The sequence below is a fragment of the Pleionea litopenaei genome, assembly GCF_031198435.1.
Lineage (GTDB): Bacteria > Pseudomonadota > Gammaproteobacteria > Enterobacterales > Kangiellaceae > Pleionea > Pleionea litopenaei.
Window position 1 is genome coordinate 658,752 of the sequence record NZ_CP133548.1, and the last position, 20,139, is coordinate 678,890.

General features: G+C 41.1%; 12 protein-coding genes and 2 pseudogenes. 7 read left to right on the forward strand and 7 right to left on the reverse strand.

Annotated features, from left to right (window positions below):
• Positions 1-251 precede the first annotated feature (251 nt).
• Positions 252-1,272, reverse strand: a pseudogene (locus Q9312_RS02855) (IS256 family transposase); the annotation flags it as partial.
• Between the two features lie 199 nt (positions 1,273-1,471).
• Positions 1,472-1,918: a hypothetical protein gene (locus tag Q9312_RS02860; protein WP_309203031.1), complete on the reverse strand. Its 447-nt coding sequence runs from the start codon at positions 1,916-1,918 to the stop codon at positions 1,472-1,474.
• 217 nt (positions 1,919-2,135) lie between these two features.
• On the opposite strand from Q9312_RS02860, the gene Q9312_RS02865 reads away from it, so the two are divergent.
• The 5 genes from Q9312_RS02865 (at position 2,136) to Q9312_RS02885 (ending at position 11,643) form a co-directional block, all read left to right on the forward strand.
• Positions 2,136-3,770 (forward strand): hypothetical protein, encoded by a 1,635-nt coding sequence (locus Q9312_RS02865; protein ID WP_309203032.1) that lies wholly within the window; start codon positions 2,136-2,138, stop codon positions 3,768-3,770.
• A gap of 49 nt (positions 3,771-3,819) precedes the next feature.
• A complete protein-coding gene (locus Q9312_RS02870) occupies positions 3,820-6,516 on the forward strand; it encodes a tetratricopeptide repeat protein (protein WP_309203033.1) in 2,697 nt (898 codons plus the stop codon).
• A gap of 36 nt (positions 6,517-6,552) precedes the next feature.
• Positions 6,553-7,401 carry a tyrosine-type recombinase/integrase gene (locus Q9312_RS02875; protein ID WP_309203034.1) on the forward strand — a complete coding sequence of 283 codons (849 nt, stop codon included), beginning with the start codon at positions 6,553-6,555 and terminating at the stop codon, positions 7,399-7,401.
• A 488-nt stretch (positions 7,402-7,889) separates the two neighbouring features.
• On the forward strand, positions 7,890-8,819 hold the full coding sequence (locus Q9312_RS02880) for an SIR2 family protein (RefSeq protein WP_309203035.1): 930 nt from the start codon (positions 7,890-7,892) through the stop codon (positions 8,817-8,819).
• Positions 8,812-11,643: a hypothetical protein gene (locus Q9312_RS02885; RefSeq protein WP_309203036.1), complete on the forward strand. Its 2,832-nt coding sequence runs from the start codon at positions 8,812-8,814 to the stop codon at positions 11,641-11,643. The genes Q9312_RS02880 and Q9312_RS02885 overlap by 8 nt, the downstream gene beginning before the upstream one ends.
• Positions 11,644-11,844: 201 nt before the next feature.
• Here the strand turns inward: Q9312_RS02885 and Q9312_RS02890 are convergent, their stop codons facing one another.
• Positions 11,845-13,053, reverse strand: a complete 1,209-nt coding sequence (locus Q9312_RS02890) for an IS256 family transposase (RefSeq protein ID WP_309203027.1) — start codon at positions 13,051-13,053, stop codon at positions 11,845-11,847.
• Positions 13,054-13,117: 64 nt separating this feature from the next.
• Here Q9312_RS02890 and Q9312_RS02895 point away from each other — a divergent pair.
• Positions 13,118-13,663 (forward strand): annotated as a pseudogene (locus tag Q9312_RS02895) (integrase core domain-containing protein); the annotation flags it as partial.
• Between the two features lie 156 nt (positions 13,664-13,819).
• On the opposite strand, the gene Q9312_RS02900 reads toward Q9312_RS02895, so the two are convergent.
• Positions 13,820-14,254: a tyrosine-type recombinase/integrase gene (locus tag Q9312_RS02900; RefSeq protein WP_309203037.1), complete on the reverse strand. Its 435-nt coding sequence runs from the start codon at positions 14,252-14,254 to the stop codon at positions 13,820-13,822.
• Positions 14,255-14,352: 98 nt separating this feature from the next.
• Entirely contained in the window at positions 14,353-15,339 is a 987-nt protein-coding gene (locus Q9312_RS02905) for a DNA-binding protein (RefSeq protein WP_309203038.1), read from the reverse strand.
• A gap of 189 nt (positions 15,340-15,528) precedes the next feature.
• On the opposite strand from Q9312_RS02905, the gene Q9312_RS02910 reads away from it, so the two are divergent.
• Positions 15,529-16,446: a site-specific integrase gene (locus Q9312_RS02910; RefSeq protein ID WP_309203040.1), complete on the forward strand. Its 918-nt coding sequence runs from the start codon at positions 15,529-15,531 to the stop codon at positions 16,444-16,446.
• 105 nt (positions 16,447-16,551) lie between these two features.
• Here the strand turns inward: Q9312_RS02910 and Q9312_RS02915 are convergent, their stop codons facing one another.
• Both Q9312_RS02915 and Q9312_RS02920 read right to left on the reverse strand, forming a co-directional pair.
• Entirely contained in the window at positions 16,552-16,920 is a 369-nt protein-coding gene (locus Q9312_RS02915) for a DUF3703 domain-containing protein (protein ID WP_309203041.1), read from the reverse strand.
• Positions 16,921-17,020: 100 nt separating this feature from the next.
• Entirely contained in the window at positions 17,021-20,131 is a 3,111-nt protein-coding gene (locus Q9312_RS02920; protein WP_309203042.1) for an efflux RND transporter permease subunit, read from the reverse strand.
• Positions 20,132-20,139: the final 8 nt, after the last annotated feature.

Consider the following 20,139-nt stretch of genomic DNA (forward strand, 5'->3'; position numbering starts at 1 on the left):
ATAAGTTAATCTAATTATCTCTTATTTAAGTGTCCGGTGTCATTAAACCACTACAGGTGTAATTGTCATATATCTTAAGATTCGATAGGCAGCTGTAAAGTATAGGGTGTCCTAAAGAAGGCTCGCTTAAGAAGGCTCGTTTGCTATCCATGTTGATAATTAAGATATTGTTGGTAAGTCCCCAAGAGGATGTTTTATTATAAATGGTAATGAGATAAGGCAAAATATAGGAACAGGAACGCTAGTATGGGTACACTGTTGAGCGACTCAATGGCATTGGTCGTATAAATGGCTTTGCGTATTTCAGGCGGATAATTAAATAACGTATTTAGATTGTGCCAATGAGTTTTCCAGGAGCGACTGATTTGCGGATACTTATCGTCCCAACGCTCAGAGAATTGCTCTAACGCAAGCAGCGCATCTTCTTCAGTGGCTGACTGATAAATGCGCTTTAAATCCGCTGTCACGGCCTTGTAGTCTTTCCAGGGAACATAGCGAACGGAGTTTCGAATCATGTGCACTATACAAAGCTGTACTTGCGTTTCGGGATAAGCCGAGTTGATAGCGTCAGGAAACCCTTTTAAACCGTCAACACAAGCAATGAGAATATCTTTAACTCCTCGATTTTGAAGCTCAGTTAAAACGTTGAGCCAGAATTTAGCCCCCTCGTTTTCTGATAACCACAAGCCTAAAAGCTCTTTTTGGCCTTCCATAGTGACGCCTAGCGCCAAGTAAACGCACTTGTTTATCTTGCCGAATTTTTAGCACGATACAGTCCAGATAAACGATGGGGTAAATTGAATCTAGTGGGCGTGACTGCCATTCAATGACTTGCTCAATAACTGCATTGGTGACTTTTGAAATCAATGTGGGCGAGACGTCGGCATCATACATGTCTTTGAACGTGGCTACGATTTCTCGAGTCGTCATCCCTTTGGCGTAAAGGCTCAGGATTTTCTCGTCCATCGTAGTGAAGCGAGTTTGCTGCTTCTTGACTAACTGGGGTTCGAATGTGCCTTGCCGGTCTCGTGGCGTTTCAATTGAGAGTGGGCCATCTTCGGTAAGAAGCGTTTTCGGTGTATAGCCGTTCCGATAATTATCAGAATCTGACTGAGCGTGTCTTTCATAGCCCAGATGCTCATCAAGCTCTGCATTCAAAGCGGTTTCGACAGTGACCTTCGTCAGCATCTGACGAAAGTCATTTAACTCTTCTTCAGTCTTTATGCCTTTGGCTGCTTTACGAGCCCAGGCTTCAACCTCTTTCTTGTCCATAGGTCTATCATCTCCTATTCAATAGGTTAATAATAGACAGTTACACAGAGTTATTTACAGTCTCTATGTGTTATTCTTGAGTCAATTCTATATTAAAGGCACTCGTCCTTAAAGACTACCGGTTAGCAAGAAATTAGCTTTCCACTAACCGGTATCTTTTATACCATCTAACTCTTTTGCAAGTAGATATGTCTATTTATTAACTTTTTTCATTTTGAGGAAACTTACAATGACCAGTGTATTGCGCTAAGGCATTTCCACGCTCATCTAATCCTGTACCAGTAACTTCAAGTTCGCATTTAAGCATTGAGCCAGCTATCCGTCGTGTAAGGAATACTTTGCCATAGGTTTCACCGGTATTTAAGTTGACCTCGAAACGAAAACGATTGTCGACAATCATCGTCGGTTCCGAATCAAGTATGGTACCGGAAAATACTTGAATGCCACTGTTTACCAGAGTTCCCTTATTGAAGTCATAAGTACTTGTTGGATGATAGAGTATTCTTCCTATAATATCTCCGTTCAAATCAATTGTTTCAGTAGACTTAGTAATTTTTCCCACTTCAGTGAATAGCGTATTGTGCAGTATCACGTTGTCAAAATAGTGTATTGCCGTTCCTTCAACTTTTATGTAATGAGCTTTCATTTCCTTACCATGAGCTGGGCTTAATATAAAAGCAGTTATTAGCGTTATAGTTGAAAACATCTTCATTTTTGTTATTTTTAATTGAAACATCATCAATTCCTTCTCGTTGTAGAACCTATACAAGATGATAATCCGTTGATTTTTCAATAGAAATAGACATAATAGGTCATAAGGTGACATAGCGTGACATTATTAAGGAACAATAGGTCAATGAACAATGAAATTGTCCGATATGACTGAAAATATGACAAAGCTTGAGTCTTGGAAGGCGATTGCCAATTATGTCGATAAAAGTGTAAGAACGGTTAGGCGCTGGGAAGAACAAGAGGGCTTACCAATACATCGACAACTGCATCAAAGCGGCGCTAGAATATTCGCCTATCAACATGAAATCGATCAATGGTTAGTTAGTCGCACTAAAACTAATAGCGTCAGTGTGTTTGAGTCTAGCTCTACTCAACGCATTAAGCTTATTCTAATTCCGCTGAAATTAACCACAGACGATACTGAGTTATTATTTATACGCGATGCTATATGCGAAGATCTTATTGCTGACTTATCTACATTAAACTCACTTTCTGTGATTAGTTTTAGCTCTGTACAAAACATTGTTACGGATTCCACGCCTGACCAAGACGCGCTGGCCTATATAAAACCCGACTTTCTAATTGAAGGAAGCTTAGCGATAACTAAAGAAGAGTATCGCATAAATCTTCGACTCGTTAGAACAGAAGACTCAAGTATTATTTGGTCCTCTCGAATATCTAGTTTAAAAGTCAATCTAAAAGAGCTTCAGCAAGCGCTTGCATATAACATTTTACGTGCATTAAATATCAATACTGAAAATCTTGGCTTTAATGGTAGTTCTTCTTCCTGTATTGATAACCAAGCAGCATGGGAATTGCTACACAAAGCGCGGCAAGAATCATTAAAATGGCATCCACAAGCGATAGATTTCGCGATAGAACTTCTTCATGAGGCACTTCTGTTGACCAATAATGCCGGGCTTATAAAATCTTCACTAGGGAGAGTCTATCTACAAAAGCGAGAAGCGGGGATTGATGTAACCGAGTTGCCATTACAGAATGTAGAAAATATTATTAGAGAACTCGAAAAATCAGATCCTGACACTTTCTTTACAGAGCAGCTAAAAGGTTGGTACAACTACGCAACAGGAAGTGTTTTTGATGGAATAAAACACTTAAGAAACTCTTTGGATGCTCGTCCTTTTGACCCTGACACACTTGGATTGCTGGCTAACTGTTACTTAATAACTGGCCAAAATGAACTTGCCCAGCCTTTAATACGTGAATTATTAATAATCGATCCATTCACACCATTAAGTATTTGTTTACCAGGATGGGCTCATATTCTCCGAGGAGAGCACCCAAAGGCTCTTCCATATTATAAAAAAATGTTCGAGCTTGAACCACAAAATCCACTTTCAAGACTCTTTTATGTTTGGGTATTGGTTCTTAATGGATTATCAAAAGATGCCTGCATAATATGCGATGGTTTTAATCAAGAACCTAGTAGTTTTTTTCCAATGCGTCTCGCTTGCGCCATTGCAAATGGAGCATCCAAGAAGGGCGATAGCCTCCTGATTTTAACCGAAGAAGAAAAGAAAGTTGCTCATTCCGTAGAAATGTATGCTCGTTTTACCGCCTTTGCTTTTGCAGCTCAGAATAACTTTAAAGAAGGAATCTATTGGCTGAATATTGCTGTAAAACTTGGATTTTGTGATTATAGGTTTTTAGTAAGTTTTGAAATATTCTTTAAAAATATACAGGATTTAGACGAGTTTAAGGAAGTTGTAAGCGTAATGAAGCAGCGTTTTTCGACTAAAACTTAATTTGTTTGTGGTACTCTAAAAAGAAATCTACACAATGGAATGCAAAAACATGTCAAAGGATTCGACGCAATACCACGCATTTATATCCTACCGTCATACTGACAATGTAGAACAAGGTCGTCAATGGGCCTCATGGCTTCATCAGGCAATCGAAACCTATGAAGTCCCTCAAGAACTTGTTGGACAAAAGAATGCTTTTGGAGAGACCATTGCTGAGCAGATATATCCTGTGTTTAGAGATGAGCAGGAGTTATCTGCAGACGCTGATCTAGCGACCGCTATAAAAGATGCGCTCGAGCGGTCCCGTGTTCTAATTGTCCTTTGCTCACCCAATTCGTGTGAGTCGAAGTACGTTGCAGATGAGATCGAATACTTTAAGCGGCTTGGACGTTCGAATCGTATATTGGCAGTAATTATTGATGGAGAGCCTAATGCTAGTTGGGATGAACGCAAGCAATCTCAAGGGTTTCACGCTAAAGAAGAGTGTTTTCCTCTACCACTTCAATTTGTCTACAACGATTATGGAATACGCACCAACGAAAGGTCTGAGCCTATCGCTGCAGATTTTCGGCTAACTGACTCAGGAAATAATAAGGTACAAGGTTGGACATCGCCACAAGCCTATCGAGTCGAGCTTGAGCAAAACTCAAAGCTAAGCAAAAAGGAAATAGCTAAAGAAGTTCAACAGTATGAACAGCAGCACCGCGATATGTTGCTTAAAATTATTGCTGGAATCTTAGGTGTCTCTTTTGATCAGCTAAATCGCAGAGACAAGTCTTATCAATTACAGCTTGAAAGGAAAAAGGCCCAGCGTTTACGTCGTTGGCTCTCAGCGGTAACAGTATTGGCTATTGTCGCGGTAGGGACCGGTGTATTGGCTTTTTATCAGCAACAAGTAGCGGTAGAGCAGCGTGATAAAGCTGAGGCCTTGTTAGGGGAAGTTCGAGAAAACCTGGAATTTATGAACTACGACTTACGCGATGTCCTCATGCGATATGCACCGACGAAAGAACGTGTAAAAGTGATGAAGAGGATAGATGCGCTTAGCGATGTATTGCTATCCCAAGCGGAATCACTAACGCCCGATGATAAATTAGCTCTAATCGTCGTGTTATTACAAAAATCAGATGTCATTCTTAAAAGCCAAAATCAAAACCCTGAGGAGTCTTTACCTCTAACATTGAAGGCGCTCGATCTTAATAAACAATTGTTTAAAGAATTCCCCGACAATAAGCGGTACTTGAGCCAACTATCGATCACTTATGAAGCTTTAGGTTTAGCAAAGGAAATTTTGGGTGATACGCAAGCTGCTAAATTTAACTATTTATCCAGCTTAAGGATACTTAACAACCTTTTAAAGGAAGAACCAAAGAATGCGCGTCACTTGAAGAGCATATCTATTACCTACGAACACATAGGAGAGGTTGATTCGTTACTTGGAAGTACAGACAGCGCATTACGTAATTTTAAAAAGAGCTTAGAAGCGCGAAAGCTTATAACTCAGTTAAAGCCGGAGAACTCAGAGTATCAGAGATTACTGTCGGTTTCATTTGAAAAAATAGCCGATATCAAAAAGCTAATTGGTGAGCTAAATGCAGCTTTAGAATTGTACCAACAAGGCTTAGATATTCGACATTCCTTAGCAGAGCAAGATCCAGATAATTTGGCACTTAAATTTAGTGTGTCTATCGCTCACTCAAAACTTGCTAGTGTTTATTCGCTATTGGGAAAAACTTCTGAGGCGTTCGGTCATTTAAATAAAAGCAAAGATATTCGCCAGTTTCTAGTTAACCAAGATTCAACCAATACGGAGTTTCTTCGCTATTACTCCATAGCCATTGAACAGCTAGGGCAGTTTGAATTAGACAGAGGTAATGTCGCAGTTGCTCATAGCGCATTTAAAGACAGTCTAAATCAGGTCCTAACGCTCGTAAAACTCGCCCCCAATAACACAACCTACCAACGCGATCACTTGGTCGCTAATATTAAGCTAGCCAATAGTTTAATCCGTAATGGTAACGATGATGAGGCGTTTCAGCTCTATCAAGAATCATTAAAGATTGCCAAGTTGCTAGTTGAACGCGACGCTTCCAATATAGCTTTCTTGGACGATTTATCCAGTACACATAGTAGAATGGGTAATATTTATGTGATGCGAGAGCAATACAATCTCGCGATGGAGCACTATCAAAAAGCTCTAGACATTAACCAACAAATTGCCAATGGAGATATGAGTAACTCGAAATATCAACGAGGTCTTTTTGTGGCAAATTTGAAGATTGGAAATGTTCTGTTAAAAACTGGGAAGGGGCGTCAGTCATTGCGTTATTATCAATCTGCACTTTCTATTGCACAACAACTTGAGTTAAAAGATAAAAGTAATATCGAATCAAAGAACGACCTTTCCATTGCGCTTTCAAAGTTAGGCGATGCGTATATGTTTATTAAGGACTATTCATCAGCATTAGGTATTTATCAAAAATGCCTACAAGTTGACAAGGAAGTTGTCGCTTTGGATGGGAGTATCACTAAGTATCGTCTTAGTTTGGCAATAACTTATTGGAGGCTTTATGACGTTTATCGAGAGACTAAGGATATTGATAGAGCGATTTCTATGTTAAAGAAGGCCAAGGAAGAGCTCATTATTGTAGACAGCATGGGAGGCCTATCAATTAAAGAAAGGCCATTTATTTATAAGGCCAAAGAAATTATTGAAGAACATGAGAGTAAGAATAAAAGTGGCTAACATACCCTCGAACTGTACACCGATATACGTATTTTAGTGCACACCTCAGAATTGACTCAAAATGGATTAATTATTGGACTATCGCATCATTATCGTTCAAATATTGAGCTATTATTATCTTTCAAATGTTCCAATATAAAGACGTGTAATGGTCAATCTAAGCGAAAAGACGGCAAATATTTTTTAACGAATGTTGAGCCCGGCGGTCTTTTTCAAGGAAAACCGCAGCGAAACCTCCGCTTTCCGATCCAGCATGTGCATATCGATTTCGATCGCATGATGGCCAAACGGCCACAATTGCTCGCGACAATTGATGAGATGCCGAGCTATCTACTCAAGCCTGAGGTGTTCCGACTGCTCAGCCGCGAGACTGATCCCATGTACCGGCTGATCCTCGATCTGATGTGGTCCACCGGTGCCCGCGTATCCGAAGCCCTCGCTTTAACGCCAGCGAGCTTTATCCACGATGGCTATGATTTGCAGGTGGTGTTATCCATACTCAAGCGGCGCGGCCGACCGAAAAAGACTGCCGTGATCCGATCACCCAAACGCTACATTCCGATCTGGGATCCTGTGCTGCAGTCGCGCATTCGCGAGTATCTCTTTGCGCGAAGGTTAAACCAAACCGATCGGCTCTTTCCGATCTGCCGCCAGACGGTAAACCGCCATATTAAGAGGCTTGTAGAAGAGGGCGGGGGCGCGCCGTTTCGCATCTCCAGTCATACTCTTCGGCACAGCTTTGCAATACACTTGATTTTACATGGACGACCGTTAAAGTATGTCAGTCAGCTGTTGGGGCATCGCTCGATTGAGAGCACGGAAATTTATACCAAAGTGTTAACCAATGACGGTGCGCATTTTATGGAAGGGGTGGAGTTTCATTAAAAGAACGCGAATGGATGTTCATTAGCGAAGAGACAGCTCTAGATGGTGTGTAAAACTTTAAAGAAATGTTCAGTAGAATCTTTTACTACAAAACATATTTCTTAGGAAATTCCATTAACGCTGACAATGGTCATGTACTCATCACTTTGAATGGCAAGCTGGTTAAATTCGGTGGAGAATTCTCAGGCTTTGAAGATGTTGATAATGACGGTATTAAGGATTTTCTCTTTACGAAGAGTTATCGGGTAAATATCATTCAGAGTCAAAGTACACAAAAAAGCTGCTTAAATTGGCTAATGGTGATCTTCAGTAATGCTTTGATAGAATATAGATAAAACTCTCTATAGGAGAGAGCAAAGTATTTACCCTAACAGAGCTCGATGCAAAGGCTTTAGGCGTTTTTCAGCAGGTTAGTTTGGCTGCAGTCTGCTAAAAGAGGAGTCTCAAACTTGATTTGCACATTAAACTAACAGAAATGGTCATAAAAAATGGAAAGAGTTCCTCCTTTACGAGAAATTTTTGATCCTCCTGACGAAATAGTCCAAGCAGCCTTGAATGGTGATCTCGTTTTTTTTGTAGGTGCAGGTGCATCTAGGCTTCTTGGTTTACCATCTTGGACAGAGTTAGCTACAAAAGCTCTTGATGACTTACGAAAGAATGACCATTTAAATTACTCAGAAATTGAGCAGCTAAAAGGCTTGGATGCCAAGAAGCAATTGTCAATTGCATACTCAATTGCTGAAGATAACAAGTATCATTTAGACCTTACTAAGCATCTTGTCGGTAAAACTGAAGGAGATTGTATTTATAAAGCCATTAATGATATCGGCTGTTCTTGCGTAACAACAAACTACGACGAACTATTGGCACCTCGTTTCGTAGACTCAAAAGATGGTTCTGCAACAGCAGCACCAGTAAACCGAGTATATGACAGAGAGAAGTTTTTCGCGAAACTGTTAAATGAGCCTGGTACAGTCGTACATTTACATGGTGCAATTAGTCAACCTAAAGGAATGATAGTTACGACTAAGGACTATCTCGAGCATTACGATCATGAAAATGTCAAAGAGTTTCTCGGAGAACTATTTGCAAAAAAGACTATCTTATTTCTTGGATACGGTCTGGAAGAAGCAGAAATATTAGAGCATATATTAAGAAGGGGATCTGTAACGCAGACTCATGATAGAAGGCGCTTTGCATTACAGGGTTTTTTTCTGAGTCAGAAACCACTATATGATAATCTTCATACTTATTATAAGAAGTCATTTGGTGTACACCTGCTAGGCTTTGTCCGCGATCATGAAGATTACAAACGCCTTGAGGCAATAATAAAATCCTGGGGAAGCCAGATTGTAGTAAGAAAGCCACCATTAGCTGTTGATAATGATTTTATGGATGAGGTTCTTGCTAGTGAGTGAATTATCGGCAAAAGAGCTAGATTTAATGCAACGCATTGAAGAGAAGGTTGAGTTACGCCCTCTATTTTTCCGTAAAGTAAAGGGCTTAAAATGGTTCGACCCTCTCGCGGAACGGGGCTACTTTAGCCCAGAAGCAAACCCAAAACCTGTGCCGGCTAAAGAAGAGGGGTATGTTAATATACCATCTTGGCCCGTTGTTGATTATCTTGTGAAGACAGCCCCAGAACTTGCTGATAAGAAAAATCTAGAATATGTAGAAAAGTATCTTCATGTTCTTGTAAATGTTACAACCTACGCTAAGAAGAATAAAGTAAGCAATTACCATACTTGGTGGCAATTTGCTGAAATAATCTCGCTAATACCACATAACTCAATTCCAATCGAAAGTATAGATATTGTCGATTACTGGTTAGACGACAAATATGAATGTGGACTTGTTGCACAGGTCGTTGGAGCTAAGTGGTTGCCAAAACTGCTGCAAATAAATGACGACCATGCTTTAAAGCTAGCAAATAAAATTATCGAGTTTCTATATAAAGTTATATTTATCGAGCGTGAACACGAGGAGAAAGGCAAGCTGGATGCCTCATTCAGATTCGACTATTATCACGCTAAAGAAATTACGGAGCGAACAGCTAAGCTAGCAGGTGAAAAACTAGGTTTAGATGCCATCAAGATATTTGATGCCTTCTTATCAAATATACTAGTTCAACTTAATAGTGATTTATGGTCATCTCTCTGGCAACCTGCTATCGAAGACCATGAGCAAAATAAGTACCGAGATGATGCAAAAAATATTTTGATCAAGGCGTATCGTGATTCGATGGATGGTTACATTCATACCACCCCTAATGAAGCCTCAAAATATGTTAAAAGCATGCTTGCGTCTGAATATCAAACTATTCAAAGGATAGCGATTTACATAATCGGTAGAAATTATCACTTATTTACGGATGTTGTCGACCAACTACTGGATGTAAAATATTTGGATAGTAACTATCAACATGAAATGTGGCATTTTTTAAACAAGTGCTATCCGAATTTTACAGATTCCAATAAAGAAAAAGTTCTGGAATTGATATACGGGATAGCGAGTTATGATGATGAGGGTGAACTCCATGCGGGTGCATCAGCCTACAATAAAGCCATTTGGCTTTCAGCTATAAAAGAGTATGGTGAGAGGGAAGCGAACCTCTATTTTGAAAGTACAAAAATAGCGAAAACAGAACCAGAGCATCCTGATTTTTCGAGTTATATGTCAGTAGGATGGAGTGGGCGGAAATCACCTAAGACCATAGAAGAGTTGCAAGCACTATCATTTGATGAACTTGTTCAGGAATTGAAGAATTACAAAGATTCAGATGCGTTTAACGATCACGGTTTAGAAGAACTAGCAAAGGTCTTTAAGCAGCTAGTTAAAAATGAGCCACTTAAGTATTATCTAAATTTAAATAAATTCATTTATCTTGATTTCGCATATATTTACGAGCTTATTGAAGCTTATAGGAATTTATGGGAAGACAAGAGTAAATTTCCATGGGATGAAATATGGGAAAAGCTACTGGAATTCTGCTCGAATGTTATCGAACAAGACCGATTTTGGGACCCTGAGAATGCAAAACAGAGAGAGTCATTTGTTGCTAACCGACATTGGATAATAAGTAGTATAGGGCGATTTATAGAGGCAGGTACAAAAACAGATCAACATGCATTCGATGAGAAACATTTATCAGACGCAGAAAAGATACTTACATACCTATTAGAGCGAGTGAAAGGTAGCGAATATAAAGTTGATAGTGACGCTGTCTCGATTTCTATTAATAGTCCTCGTGGGCATTGTTTAAATGCGCTAATTAATTTGACGTTACGTTCATGCAGGATTTCAGATAAAAAGAACAATAATGATCACTCTATGGTTTGGTCGAAATTTGCGCGTTATTACGATTCAGAGCTGGGCCGTTCAGATTTAACAGAACCTGAATACGAATTTGCCACACTGGTAACGAACTATTTGCCTAATTTCTTATATATGTCAAAACCATGGGTGCTTGAAAATCTCAACAGAATATTTGATCAGAACAATTATTTAAAATGGTTATGTGCTATGCAGGGATATGCTTATGTTGGGACGATATATCAGGAGATTTATGGGTATCTAAGAATGCACGGAGATCTATTAAAAGCTCTTGATGATGACAATATTAGAAACAGAATAAAAGAGAAGGCTATTCAAAATATTGCTGTTGCCTATATAAATAACTTTGAGTCTTTTGAGGAAACAAATAGCCTCATCAATACATTAATTGAAAGGAACAACCATGAAGAGATAAACCATTTAATATGGTTTATTGGAAGTTTCAGGAAGAAAGGCGATGATAATTTAAAGAATAAAGTTTATGAGTTGTGGCCAAAAATTCTAGAAAATATCGATCTATCGACAAGGCATGGGCGAAGGATGGCCTCAAAACTATGCGACTGGACAGTATTTGTCGATCAGATAGACGAAGATATACGACGGCTACTCCTTACAATAGCACCATACTCTGATGAGTCGCATAATTCGTATACAATATTAGAAAGTATTTCGGAAATTAGTGAAACGCAACCATTCGAAGCCTTTGAAATTTGGATGAAGATTTTAGAAGGCTCCACACCAGATTATCCAGAAGAAGCAATTAGAAGTATATTTACTAATTTACTTAAGAAAGGCTCTGAAGGCTTGAGAAAAGCTAGACAAGCAGAAAGCGAGTATCTTAAGAATGGCAATGTTAGACCTTCTCTCTGGTTAAGAGAAATCAGGCAAGAAATGTTGTCAATAGATTAAAACTAAAGAAAGACCTCTTTCGGGGATAATCTGATATTGAGAAAAAATCAAGACGCTGAATAACTAAGTGTTTCTAAGGAAAATTATTCGCTTTCGATTACAGCTTAAACTACATTATCCGTGATATGGGGCTTCAACTATAAAGTGGATTAGTCTGAACTCAGACAAAGACCCTGTAAATTATTCTGTGTAACTGCCAGTTCAAACATAGTCATCTAAGCGGCCATCAAATACAATCATAAAATGATTTAAGGCCGCTTTCCAATTTCTAATAGGCATAGTCCATTTTTTCGAAGCGTCCATAATCGCTAGATAAACCACTTTTTTGGCGGAGTCATCTGATGGAAAGAGCTTTCGCTTCTTAATCGACTTTCGAATCACACTGTTGAGCGACTCAATGGCATTGGTCGTATAAATGGCTTTGCGTATTTCAGGCGGATAATTAAATAACGTATTTAGATTGTGCCAATGAGTTTTCCAGGAGCGACTGATTTGCGGATACTTATCGTCCCAACGCTCAGAGAATTGCTCTAACGCAAGCAGCGCATCTTCTTCAGTGGCTGACTGATAAATGCGCTTTAAATCCGCTGTCACGGCCTTGTAGTCTTTCCAGGGAACATAGCGAACGGAGTTTCGAATCATGTGCACTATACAAAGCTGTACTTGCGTTTCGGGATAAGCCGAGTTGATAGCGTCAGGAAACCCTTTTAAACCGTCAACACAAGCAATGAGAATATCTTTAACTCCTCGATTTTGAAGCTCAGTTAAAACGTTGAGCCAGAATTTAGCCCCCTCGTTTTCTGATAACCACAAGCCTAAAAGCTCTTTTTGGCCTTCCATAGTGACGCCTAGCGCCAAGTAAACGCACTTGTTGATGACTTGTTTATCTTGCCGAATTTTTAGCACGATACAGTCCAGATAAACGATGGGGTAAATTGAATCTAGTGGGCGTGACTGCCATTCAATGACTTGCTCAATAACTGCATTGGTGACTTTTGAAATCAATGTGGGCGAGACGTCGGCATCATACATGTCTTTGAACGTGGCTACGATTTCTCGAGTCGTCATCCCTTTGGCGTAAAGGCTCAGGATTTTCTCGTCCATCGTAGTGAAGCGAGTTTGCTGCTTCTTGACTAACTGGGGTTCGAATGTGCCTTGCCGGTCTCGTGGCGTTTCAATTGAGAGTGGGCCATCTTCGGTAAGAAGCGTTTTCGGTGTATAGCCGTTCCGATAATTATCAGAATCTGACTGAGCGTGTCTTTCATAGCCCAGATGCTCATCAAGCTCTGCATTCAAAGCGGTTTCGACAGTGACCTTCGTCAGCATCTGACGAAAGTCATTTAACTCTTCTTCAGTCTTTATGCCTTTGGCTGCTTTACGAGCCCAGGCTTCAACCTCTTTCTTGTCCATAGGTCTATCATCTCCTATTCAATAGGTTAATAATAGACAGTTACACAGAGTTATTTACAGTCTCTTAGGCTCACAAGATACCTTTTATGTCGGTAACCTAAAGGGCGTTGGACGAATTTACCAACAAACCTTCATCGACACTTACAGCAAAGTTGCCTTTGCCAAACTCTACACCACAAAAACACCTATTACCGCAGCCGACATACTTAATGACAAAGTGCTACCTTACTTCCAGCAACATGAGTTACCCATGTTGCGAGTATTAACGGATCGCGGCACTGAGTATTGTGGAAAAGTTGAACATCACGACTATCAGCTGTATTTAGCAATCAATGACATCGAGCATACAAAGACTAAAGCAATGTCACCGCAAACCAATGGTATCTGCGAACGATTCCATAAAACGATATTGAACGAGTTCTACCAGGTTACATTTCGGAAGAAATTATACAGTTCACTGGATGAGCTTCAAAAGGATCTGGACGAATGGATAGTTTACTACAATAATGAACGCACCCATCAAGGAAAAATGTGTTGTGGACGAACGCCCAATGAAACATTAATTGATGGTAAGAGAATTTGGGCTGACAAAAATCTAGCTCAAATCTAAACTGACAGACACCAATTGAAAAACGGGTAACTGTCAGATTAAGTCTGAGCTAGTACACCTTACTTCTAAGGCAAATAGCGGACAAAATGAATGAACTTTATTGACGATCGAATATCAGCTACGACATCTGATTCCAGCTTATCAATAGTAACGGGCTTACCCTAGTTTTCTCAGAGCATCCCCAATTTCTTCCTCGGGTGGTTCTTCGTAGATAAGCGTAGTTGAAGGGTTTACATGACCAGCAATCTTTTGAGCGACCTTTACCGATCTCTTCTGTTTGTGTATCACATCGGTAATCACGGTTCGGCGACCACTGTGCGAGCTTGCTTTTTCTATACCAGCCCAGTAACGAAGCATCAAAGCCATATGCTCTTGAAGTGTATTTGGAGAATACGGTCCACCTTTCTGAGTGATAAAAAGAGGTGAGGAAGGGGAGAGAGAATGCTCCTTCTCCAATCGAAAAGTCAAATATTCCTCGAGTGCTTTTCGAAGCTCAACATCCACCAAAGGTAAGTCTCGTGACTTTCCTTTGTGCTTTTTAACGTCCGGATAGAACTCTTTCGGATCGATTTCCGCACCAGCTTTAGCCAATTTCTCTATCTGGCGCACCAATTTGAGGGTTGGCCGGGATTACGATCAAATGCAGCCACTTCGCTTGTAACTGATTGAATTACAGTTCTTTTTTATCTTCAGGATTTGCCGGATTTAGCCGAATCCTTTAACAAGCGAAGCTCTGTTTCCAGTTTAGTATTTTCAAGCTCTAAATCACGGATCTTTTTGGATTCCAATACGAGCTTTTGATCTAACGTAGTCCTTAATTTCGCAGTCTCAGCTTTTTCATTTTCAGTACGTTCCAGTTTTAACAGTGTTTGATTCAGTTCTTGCTTTAGATTATCTGTTATTTTGCAGAGTTCTTTTACCTTGTCTTCAAGCTTGTGATTATCCTTTTGTACGGCTCTTAATTCGGTGACTAATCGACTGTTATCTTTATTAAGTTGAGTAATGTCGGTTTGTTTTATCACTAACGTTTGATTTAGCTGACGCAGTTCACTTTGAAGTTGTTGGATCTGCTGTTCGTGTTGACGTTGCTCCTGTTCCCTCTGCACTTTCACCGACTCCCGATAGTGTACCAAGCTGTCCCGCGCATGTTGGTGATTGTCTTTTAAAGTGACTATTTGACTGTCTTTTTCTGCAAGGACAGCTTGTAATTTTTGAGTTTCAGATTGTTCATTCAGGAGCTTTGATTCTACTTCTGTAGCGTGTTCTTTCGACTTGGTGATTTCGCTCTTTAGTATTTCAATTTCACTTTTCGCGGACTCAAGTTTCTGCGATTTAACTTTCTCAGTTTCCATTAACTCTCGATTTGAAACCTTGAGTTCGTCTACGGTCGCTTTGTGTGTCGATTCTGACTGCTTAACAATGTCATGGGCTTCCTGGTGCAACTTGGCCGCGAGTTTTGCGATCAGCTCTTTGATGCCACTACTGAGCAGAGCTTCATCATCGAGTCGTACACTATCTTCTGATTCAATATCTTTCAGATACCTGGATATGGTGGTCTTCGAACCTGTATTACCCAGCTCTACTCGTATGGCATCTATGGATGGGTTAAGCCCTTTACTCATAAGGGTTTGACGAGCTTTCTCAACATCATGTTTTGTTATACCAGAACGTGCCATAGGAGCCTCTGTGATTATTTGATACTGTAATACGTAATATGTATATCCATACTATATTCGCATTGTTTGATGTACAAAGACAACATAAATCTGACATTGAATAATAGATAATTATCACATGTTAGGTAGATATTTGGGTATAATCGAAACCAAATTGGTACGAAAAGCGGATTTACTCAGGACATTTAAATGGCCGGCACCAACAACATTAATAAGTACATTAGCGCAGCGACCCGAGAGAACACGCGCCGCAGTTATCAAAGTGCGATCGAGCATTTCGAAGTGACTTGGGGCGGACTTTTACCAACAACCGCAAACGGATTGGCTGATTATCTAGCGCATTATGCCGAATCGCTAAGCTATAACACACTCAAACAACGAACTGTGGCCATCGGCCAGTGGCACCAAGATCAGGGACTTCCTGATCCGAGCAAGACTCCGTTGGTCAAAAAGGTACTCAAAGGGATTCGTGAGCTGCACCCAACACAATCAAAGCAAGCTCGTCCGCTACACCTGGAAGCGTTGGAGCAAGTCATCGCGCATTTAGAAAGTCACATTTCAGCTGACCCAAAAGATTTATTGAGAGCCTATCGAGACAGGGCTTTATTGCTAATTGGTTTTTGGAGAGGATTTCGTAGCGATGAACTCTGTCGTTTACACTTTGAAAATATTGAAACTGCGAATCACGGGATGAAACTCTTTCTGCCGCGTTCGAAAGGTGACCGGCACACACTAGGTCGATATTATTTTACACCAGCCTTACAGAAGCTTTGTCCGGTAAATGCCTTCGAAGACTGGAGGCAAGTTTCTGGTTTGAGCAAAGGGCCTATCTTTGTGGGAGTGACTCGTTGGGGAAGTTTAAAGCAAGATGCACTACATCCTAACAGTGTGATACCAATCATCCGCAAAGCTTTCAAGGACGCACAGTTATTAGAGCCAGAATCTTACTCATCACATTCATTAAGACGTGGTTTTGCTTCTTGGGCTGCATCTAACGACTGGAACACAAAAGAACTTATGGAATATGTAGGTTGGAAAGACCTAAAGTCAGCAATGCGTTACATTGAAAGCAATGCAAGTTCGAACTTATTTTTAAGTGCGTCGTAATTAAAATATTAGAGATATTTTAATGTCAGGATTTTTTATTAAATTTAATTAGATACAAGCGAATTAGTTAAAGTAAGCGCTTTTTACTTACAGAGCTATAACGAGCTAATCTTTATCATTTTTTGCTTTTTGGATAATGTTTGCGAGATTGGGATCGATTCTCATAGGTTTGAGCGGACTAACATTACTTCCGCCCGTGTTACCTTCTGGAACTCCTTTAACAGCAGTTAAGAGAGCTGCGCCTATAAGTCGAATTACCTGCCCCCAAACTTCTCGAAAATCTTTTTGTTTGATACCCCACACTAACATTAGATAATGAACCTTGATATGCCAATAGGTTGAAGGTTGGCCCAATACATGAGCATTTTCAAGAAAGGAAAACGCTTTGTCAAAATGCCCTTTTTTTTGCGCCTCCAATGATTTAGCAATTTCCCTCTCTACAAAGGGACCAATATTTCTTCGATAACTAGTCATAGAAACTTACTCTTATTATTCGTTCCGCTAAATTATTTCATCAAATTAATTTTAAAGTGAAGTACGGGCAGAATTAAACTTCTGCCCGCAAAACTACTTACTAACTGTCTCGACGTCCTTGATGAATCATTTGGTACAACACAGGCAGCACAAAAAGTGTTAACAGTGTCGAAGAAATGATACCACCTATAACCACAGTAGCGAGGGGGCGTTGCACTTCAGCACCCGTGCCTGTGTTTAAAGCCATCGGCACAAACCCTAAACTGGCCACCAATGCTGTCATTAGAACAGGTCGCAAGCGCGTCAAGGCGCCTTCGATAACGGCATTTGCTAAGTCGCCTTTTGCGTGCCATAAATCTTTTATAAAGGAGACCATCACAAGGCCGTTGAGTACTGCAACGCCGGATAACGCAATAAATCCAATACCAGCGGATATGGACAGTGGCATATCTCGCAAATAAAGAGAAAGTACACCTCCGGTTAAGGCCAGCGGTACGCCGCTGAAAATAATGAGTGCATCTTTAAATGACGCAAAGGCCATCACCAAGAGCCCCAGAATAATCAACAAAGTAATCGGCACAACAATAATAAGCCTTTGGCTGGCGGACTCCAATTGCTCAAAGGTACCGCCAAAATCTAGCCAATAACCTGCGGGTATTTGTACGTCATTTTGGATTTGCTGTTTCACTTCTTCGACGAAACTACCCAAATCACGACCACGTACATTCGCCGTTACCACCACACGACGCTTTCCATTCTCTCGACTGATTTGCGCAGGTGCTGGAGAAATGTCTAACGTAGCGATTTCCTGTAAGGGTACATAGTCACCGTTAGGCAACGGCACCGGTAAAAAAGACAATCTCTCAACATCCCGTCGTAGAGTCTCAGGTAATCGTACAACCAACTCAAAACGACGATCGCCTTCATAGAGGATCCCAGCGGATTCACCTCCAATGGCTGCCGAAACCCAGTCTTGAAGTTCTGCGACATTCAGTCCGTACCGGCCAAGTGCCGTCCGGTTGGGAATAACCGACAGTGTTGGTAAACCCGTCACTTGCTCAACCCGAGCGTCAGCTGCTCCAGCAACGGAGTTCACTGAACGTAAAATATCGTTCGCTGTACTCACCAATTGATCCAAATCATCGCCAAAGACTTTGATCCCGAGATCAGCTCGAACGCCGGAAATCAATTCGTTAAAACGCATTTGAATGGGTTGAGTAAACTCATAGTTATTACCAGGAAGTTCTTCAAGAGCTTGCTCCATTTCTTCAACCAACTCCGCTTTGGTTTTATCAGGATCTGGCCAATCACTTCTAGGTTTCAAAATAACAAAGTTATCAGCAACATTCGGCGGCATCGGATCCGTCGCTACTTCCGGCGTTCCAATGCGAGCAAATACTTTGTCTACTTCTGGAAAGGCTTTTATTTTCTTCTCCAAGACTTCTTGCATTTCGACCGCCTGTTCGAGACCGGTCCCCGGAATACGCATGGCGTGAAGCGCGATATCACCTTCGTTTAATTGAGGAACGAACTCGGATCCTAATGTGGAAGCCAACCATAGACATGCAGCGACCAAGGCCGTCGCCGAACTAATTACCAACCAGCGAAATCTTAATGCCATTGTGAGTAACGGTTGGTAAATCGATTTGGTGTGTCTGATCACGGCACTTTCTTTTTCATTAATTTTACCGCGCATAAAAATGGCAACGGCAGCTGGTACTACGGTGAGAGATAAAAGCATGGCAGATAGAAGTGCCATGACTACCGTAGCAGCCATAGGGTGAAACATTTTCCCTTCCACACCCGTTAAAGTGAAAATAGGAATGTACACAACCGTAATAATTGCAACACCGAACAAACTCGGACGAATGACCTCGGTAGTGGCTTCGTATACCGTATGCAACCGCTCTTTTAAAGATTGTACACCTCCATTATGTTGCGCTTGTCCTAATCGCCTGACTGCATTTTCGACGATGATGACCGCGCCATCGACTATCAAACCGAAGTCCAGCGCACCTAAACTCATTAAATTCGCCGACACACCGGTTCGAACCATACCTGTGATGGTCATCAACATGGAAAGTGGGATCACGGCAGCGGTTATTAATGCGGCTCGAATATTGCCGAGTAGGACGAAGAGAACGACAATAACCAGTAGTGCGCCTTCGAGCAGGTTTTTAGTAACCGTTGCAACGGCCTTATCGACCAGTGTGGTTCGATCATATACCGCTTCGGCAACCACCCCTCTTGGTAATGACGCCTGTATAGATTCGAGTTTTTCCGAGACTTCACGCGCGACAGTTCGAGAGTTCTCACCGATCAACATCATCGCCGTTCCCAGCACAGTTTCCTGGCCATCTTGAGTTGCCGCTCCAGTGCGCAATTCTTTACCAATAGCAATATCAGCAACGTCGATGACTTTAATTGGAATATTATCGTGCTCTGTAATGATGACATTTCCGATATCTTCGATAGTGGCTAATTGCCCCGGAGAACGGACCAAAAGCTGCTGGCCATTACGCTCGATATAGCCTGCACCTCGATTATCATTGTTGGCACGCAAAGCCTGCACTAACTCTTCAATGCTGATGCGGTAGTAAAGTAACTTTTTTGGATCAGGCAGCACATGATATTGCTTGTTGTAACCACCAATACTATTTACCTCGATAACGCCTTTCACCTGAGCCAGCTGCGGCTTGATGATCCAGTCCTGAATTTCGCGGAGAGCGGTCGCGTTATAGGGCGTGCCATCGTTTTGCTTTGCATCGGACTCTGCTCGAACCGTATACATAAAGATTTCACCTAACCCGGTCGAAATGGGTCCCATTTCGGGCTCAATACCGGAGGGTAATACGCTTTTAATCGAACCGAGCCGAGCATTTATCAAATTACGAGCAAAATAGATATCAGTACCTTCTTCAAACACAACCGTGACTTGAGAAAGCCCATAGCGAGAAAGTGAGCGCGTATACGACAGTTTCGGTAAACCATATAGTGCTGTCTCGACGGGATAAGTGATCCGTTGCTCAGCTTCAAGTGGTGAATAGCCCGGAGCTTCGGTATTAATTTGAACTTGTACGTTGGTAATGTCTGGCACCGCATCAATAGGTAGGTGTTGGTAACTCCAGCTTCCAATACCAATTATGACGAGGACGAAACTTAATATAAGGTAGCGCCGTGAAATCGACAGGCGCAAAATAGAATCAATCATGAGCGCCT

Excerpts from the sequence above, each read along its gene's own strand:
- Q9312_RS02860 (WP_309203031.1), bottom strand. The coding sequence starts at position 1,918 with ATGAAAGCTCATTACATAAAAGTTGAAGGAACGGCAATACACTATTTT.
- Q9312_RS02865 (WP_309203032.1), top strand. The coding sequence starts at position 2,136 with ATGAAATTGTCCGATATGACTGAAAATATGACAAAGCTTGAGTCTTGG.
- Q9312_RS02870 (WP_309203033.1), top strand. The coding sequence starts at position 3,820 with ATGTCAAAGGATTCGACGCAATACCACGCATTTATATCCTACCGTCAT.
- Q9312_RS02880 (WP_309203035.1), top strand. The coding sequence starts at position 7,890 with ATGGAAAGAGTTCCTCCTTTACGAGAAATTTTTGATCCTCCTGACGAA.
- Q9312_RS02890 (WP_309203027.1), bottom strand. The coding sequence starts at position 13,053 with ATGGACAAGAAAGAGGTTGAAGCCTGGGCTCGTAAAGCAGCCAAAGGC.
- Q9312_RS02905 (WP_309203038.1), bottom strand. The coding sequence starts at position 15,339 with ATGGCACGTTCTGGTATAACAAAACATGATGTTGAGAAAGCTCGTCAA.
- Q9312_RS02910 (WP_309203040.1), top strand. The coding sequence starts at position 15,529 with ATGGCCGGCACCAACAACATTAATAAGTACATTAGCGCAGCGACCCGA.
- Q9312_RS02915 (WP_309203041.1), bottom strand. The coding sequence starts at position 16,920 with ATGACTAGTTATCGAAGAAATATTGGTCCCTTTGTAGAGAGGGAAATT.
- Q9312_RS02920 (WP_309203042.1), bottom strand. The coding sequence starts at position 20,131 with ATGATTGATTCTATTTTGCGCCTGTCGATTTCACGGCGCTACCTTATA.